Below are 2,974 nucleotides of genomic sequence, written 5' to 3' on the forward strand. Positions count from 1 at the left end.
TCCGTAGCACCGTCGCACTGATCGGGTGGTTGGCGCTGCGCGGGGGTGTGGTCGGCGTCATAGCGCTGCAGCTGGCCGAAGTAGCGGCCTTCGAATTGGAAGACGATCTCGTGGAGGAAGTCCATGAGGGCGGCGACGGCCTCGTCGGGCAGCGGCGGCAGATCGATCGGTGTCAGGGTCTGTCGGGATTGCGGGTGTGTCATGGGAGGCTCCGAGTGGGTCAGCGTGACAGGGCGGCGCGGCGCGGGCGAGCGGTGGGCGACGGGGTGAAGACCTCAAGGAAGAGCGCCTCGTCGAGCTGGGGGCGTTCGTGCTGAGCGGCGACAGCGAGCAGCTCGGCGGCCAGGGTGACGAGGATGCGGTCATTGCCGGCGGCGTGGTCGCAGAGGGTGTGCTGCAGGGGCTCGCTCATAAGCGCGGCGTTACCGGCGCTGGTGCACAGCTGTTGCAGGCAGGCGAGGAGTTCCTCGCGCCCGGCGTGCTCGGTGGCCAGGCGGGTGCGGATGCGCGAGCCCAGGGGCAGCAGCTCCGCGCGGCGCAGGTGATCGGTGAGGCGGGTATCCCCGGCGAGGACGACGCACAGCAGTGGTTGGGAGTCGAAGCGCGCGCTGGCGAGCAGTCGCAGCTCGTTGAGCACGGCGGGGCTCATTTCCTGGGCCTCGTCGACGAGCAGCACCGCGCGCCGGCGGGTGGTCTGCAGATGCCCGAGCCAGGTCGCGCGCAGCGCCTTGAAGCCGGCCCAGCGGTTGTGTGGACGCAGCGGCACGGCGAACAGCTCCCCGAGTTCGCGGTAGAAATCCGCGAGGCTGCTCTGGGGGTGATCGATGGCGCCGACGACGAGGTCGGGGAGCCGGGCGAGGCGCTCGGCGAGCAGGCGCAGCACCACGCTTTTGCCGGTGCCCGGTTCACCGTGGATCATCGCAAAGCCGCCTTCGCGGATCTGCGCCTGCTCGATGCGCCATAGGAACTGCTCCACGCGCGGGGGGATGTAGAGCGCCTCGATCGGCAGCTCCGAGGAGAAGGGGTGCCATTTCAGCCCGTAGAGGGCGAGCAGTCGGGTATTCATTGGCGATTCTCGGGGGTGTTCAGGGGCAGAAAGGCCGGCGGCAGGCCGGTCGCGGCGTGCTCGGCGATGAGCTGGCGCAGCAGCGGCGCCATGCCGCTCGGCGCACTCGGTTGCGAGAGCGGTGCGCTGGACACCAGGGCACGGCGGGCCTCCCCGGCATTGGCGGCCTTATCGAGCGGGCGCACGGGACTCAAGATCACGCCGCTGTGCGGATCGACCAGATCGACATGGCCCAGATCCCAGCGCGCGTAGCGCAGATGCACCGTCTCCAGGGCGCGATAGCGCGCGGGGATCTCCAGACGGATGCCCGCCAGGCTGACGGTGCCATCGGCCCGGCGCTGGCGGCGCGCAACCTCGATGCGGAAGGCCGCGCGCAGGGCGCCCACGTCCGGGCAAGGGCGCGCCACGGTCGGACCCTCCAGATAACGCGCCAGCGGCGTGGTGGCCAATTCCGAATGGGTGCTGCGGTGATACTCCTGCTCGACCCAGGCTTGGGTGGCATGGTTCAGCGCCTCCAAGCTCAGCGTCGCCTCCCCTTCGAGCATCGCCATCAGGCGCCCTTCCACGCGACCCCAGAAAGCCTCCTGCTTGGCGTTCTGATAGGGCGAGTAGGGCAAGGTGGTCTGGTGCAGGACGCCCAGGCGGGCCAGTCCGGCCACCGTCTCCTCGGTCAGCATCGCCGCACCGTTGTCCGTCATCAGGGCACGCGGCAGGCCGCGCTTCATGAACGCCTGCGACAGCCCATGCACCAGCACCTCGGCGGTCTCGTTGGCATACCACTGCAGGTGACAGAGCAGGCGCGAGCGGTCATCGATGACACCGAACAGCAACGGCGTGAGCCAGGTTCCCGCCGCAGTCAACACCTTGCGCGAGCCGTGATGGAAATCCAGATGCCACAGGGCCGCGACGTGCTCGACCTCGAAGCTGCGCACCTCACGCTGCTCTAGGCGATCGCGCGCCGCCAGCGCGCCGGCGGTGTCGCGCTTGGGGGTGGCGCGGCGCACCATCCCCTGCGCCTTCAAATAGCGCCGCACACTCGGATAGGACGGCACGGCGGTGGCACTGCCGGCCAGCGTCGCCACCAGGTTGTCGTGGTGCAGTTGAGCGCTCCAGCCGGGATGCTCGCGGTACTGCGCCTGCAGCGCCTCGCGGACGGCGGGCAGCAGACTCGGGAAGGCACCGCGGTTGGCGCGCACGCGATTGCGCAGCACCGCCACCGGATCGGGCGCGGCGCGTGCGGCGTAGTACCAGCGCTCGATGGTCGACACCCCGAAGCGCACGTCCAGGCCGGTGACGGGATGGCGCCAGGTCTTGGCGGCCAATGCGGCCAAGGCCGCCTGCAATTCACCCTCCGGCGGCGGGGCGGCGAGCAAGGGTCCAATGATCGCAAAGCGCAAGCGGGCCCAACGCTCGGGCTGCGGAACCTCGATGGGGATCGGCATAGGGGGCTCCCGGCCACGGTGCCGGCGGTTCCGGCACCTTCGCGATCAGCCTAGCGGAGCGCCCGCACGCCTTCGAGAGGCATCCTCTGCGTAACCTCAACCTCCCTCATGCAGCCGGTCGGAACGACTCGTCAAGGGACTCAAAAAGCGCAGCAACGCCGCCAGGGCGTCCGCGGCATCGCCGCCGAAACGCTCCAGCAGACTGGCCGGCGCCTGCTGCAGATCCACCGGCGGCATCAAGCACCCCTGTGCGCCGCGCCATAGCGCGGTCTGTGGCAATTGCTCCCGCCACCAGGTCTGCCAGCGCCGCAGCGTGCGGACCGGGATCGCCAGCGTCGCGGCCAAGGCCGTCGCTTTGGGGTGATGTCCGCTAGGCTGCAAGGAGGCCACCACGACGATGAGGCCGAGATACACCCGCCGGCCCAGGAACCGTACCGAGCGCGGCGTCAGGCGCCGCCGACACTGC

The 2,974-nt window shown here is 69.9% G+C and carries 3 protein-coding genes and 1 pseudogene; all 4 read right to left on the reverse strand.

What is annotated here, in order from left to right:
* On the reverse strand, positions 1-203 hold a 203-nt coding region (locus G3480_RS25845; protein WP_164657080.1), incomplete at its 3' end, for a hypothetical protein.
* Positions 204-220: 17 nt separating this feature from the next.
* Positions 221-1,066 (reverse strand): ExeA family protein, encoded by an 846-nt coding sequence (locus G3480_RS25850; protein ID WP_164657081.1) that lies wholly within the window; start codon positions 1,064-1,066, stop codon positions 221-223.
* Positions 1,063-2,508, reverse strand: coding sequence for a DDE-type integrase/transposase/recombinase (locus G3480_RS25855; protein ID WP_164657082.1), 1,446 nt, complete (start codon positions 2,506-2,508; stop codon positions 1,063-1,065). Before G3480_RS25855 ends, G3480_RS25850 begins: the two co-directional genes overlap by 4 nt.
* 96 nt (positions 2,509-2,604) lie before the next feature.
* Positions 2,605-2,974, reverse strand: a pseudogene (locus G3480_RS25860) (hypothetical protein); the annotation flags it as partial.

Origin of the sequence: Thiorhodococcus mannitoliphagus, assembly GCF_010915725.1 — a bacterium.
In the GTDB taxonomy this organism is placed as follows: domain Bacteria; phylum Pseudomonadota; class Gammaproteobacteria; order Chromatiales; family Chromatiaceae; genus Thiorhodococcus; species Thiorhodococcus mannitoliphagus.

Excerpts from the sequence above, each read along its gene's own strand:
- G3480_RS25850 (WP_164657081.1), bottom strand. The coding sequence starts at position 1,066 with ATGAATACCCGACTGCTCGCCCTCTACGGGCTGAAATGGCACCCCTTC.
- G3480_RS25855 (WP_164657082.1), bottom strand. The coding sequence starts at position 2,508 with ATGCCGATCCCCATCGAGGTTCCGCAGCCCGAGCGTTGGGCCCGCTTG.